General features: G+C 68.3%; 2 protein-coding genes. Both read left to right on the forward strand.

Annotation, left to right across the window (positions count from 1 at the left end; all coding sequences use genetic code 11):
* Nucleotides 1-79: 79 nt before the first annotated feature.
* Nucleotides 80-928: an IS5 family transposase gene (locus tag ACZ42A_RS38940; protein ID WP_468532119.1), complete on the forward strand. Its 849-nt coding sequence runs from the start codon at nt 80-82 to the stop codon at nt 926-928.
* A complete protein-coding gene (locus ACZ42A_RS38945) occupies nt 925-1,329 on the forward strand; it encodes a hypothetical protein (RefSeq protein ID WP_468532120.1) in 405 nt (134 codons plus the stop codon). The genes ACZ42A_RS38940 and ACZ42A_RS38945 overlap by 4 nt, the downstream gene beginning before the upstream one ends.
* Nucleotides 1,330-1,367 lie beyond the last annotated feature (38 nt).

Below are 1,367 nucleotides of genomic sequence, written 5' to 3' on the forward strand. Positions count from 1 at the left end.
AAAGGTTTGTCGTCGCCTGGTGGTGTGAGTGCGGGCGGAATCCGCCGGTCCGAGGCCGCTGTTCTGTTGATGTGATGAGGTGAATGGACGCAAGCCGTATCCGAGCGACTTGTCGGACGAACAGTGGTCGTTGATCGAGCCGGTGATCACCGCGTGGAAGGACCGTCACCACTCGGTCAGCGGCCACCAGGGCGCTTATGCGATACGGGAGATCGTGAACGCGATCCTCTACCAGGGCCGGACCGGCTGTCAGTGGGCCTACCTCCCGCACGATCTGCCGCCGAAGAGCGCGACGTACTACTACTTCGCCGCCTGGCGCGACGACGGAACCGACCAGGTCATCCACGAACTGCTGCGCTGCCAGGTCCGCGAGAGGGCCCGCCGATTAGAGGACCCGACCCTGGTGGTGCTGGACACGCAGAGTGTCCACGCGGCCGCCGGGGTCCCCGCCGGCACGACCGGCCGGGATGCCGCGAAGCGGGTGCCGGGCCGCAAGCGGGGCCTGGCCGTGGACGTGCTGGGCCTGGTCATCGCCATCACCGTGCTGGCCGCGAGCACGCACGACAACGCGGCGGGCATCGCCCTGCTGGACCAGGTCGCCGAGCGCACTGGCGGAACCGTCGAGAAGGCCTTGGTCGACCAGGGCTTCAAGAGCCAGGTCGTCGTGCACGGCGCCGAGCTGGGCATCGACGTCGAGATCGTCGAACGCAACCCGCAGGACACCGGCTTCGTTCCGCAGCCGAAGCGGTGGAGGGTCGAGCAGACCTACGGGATCCTGATACTGCACCGGCGCCTCGTCCGCGACTACGAGCACCACCCCTCCTCATCGGCGTCCCGGGTCTACTGGGCGATGGCCCACGTCATGGCCCGCCGCCTTACCCACGCGAACACCCCCACCTGGCGCGATGCGCAGGCGGTGGCTCCGTGAACATCCAGCCCCTGCTAGAGGCGCTCGACCTCCAGGAGGATGCCGCGCAGGCCATGGCCAACGATCTGCGAGGACAGGTCGCCGAACTGCAGGGCCGCCTGCGGGAGGCCGAGACCCGCCTCGAACACCTGGCGATCACCCGGAAGACCGTCACCGCTCTCGCCGATCGGCTCCCCACCCAGCCGGCCTCACCGGATCTGCCGGACCACCCGGACTACCCCCGTATCCTCGCTGCCTTCAACGAGGCCACCGGCCCCCTCCGGGCCCGCGACGTCTGCGAAGCCCTCGACCACGAACTGCTACCGAAGAACATCGAAGGCACCCGCGCCAAGCTGAAACGCCTGGTCAAACTCGGCATCCTCATCGAGGCTGACACCGGCAGCTTCGCCAGGAAGCAGTAGTCGACGAACACGGTGACCAGCGGCCCTGTCCCAGCCCC

It is taken from the genome of Streptomyces sp. NPDC030838, assembly GCF_055572035.1.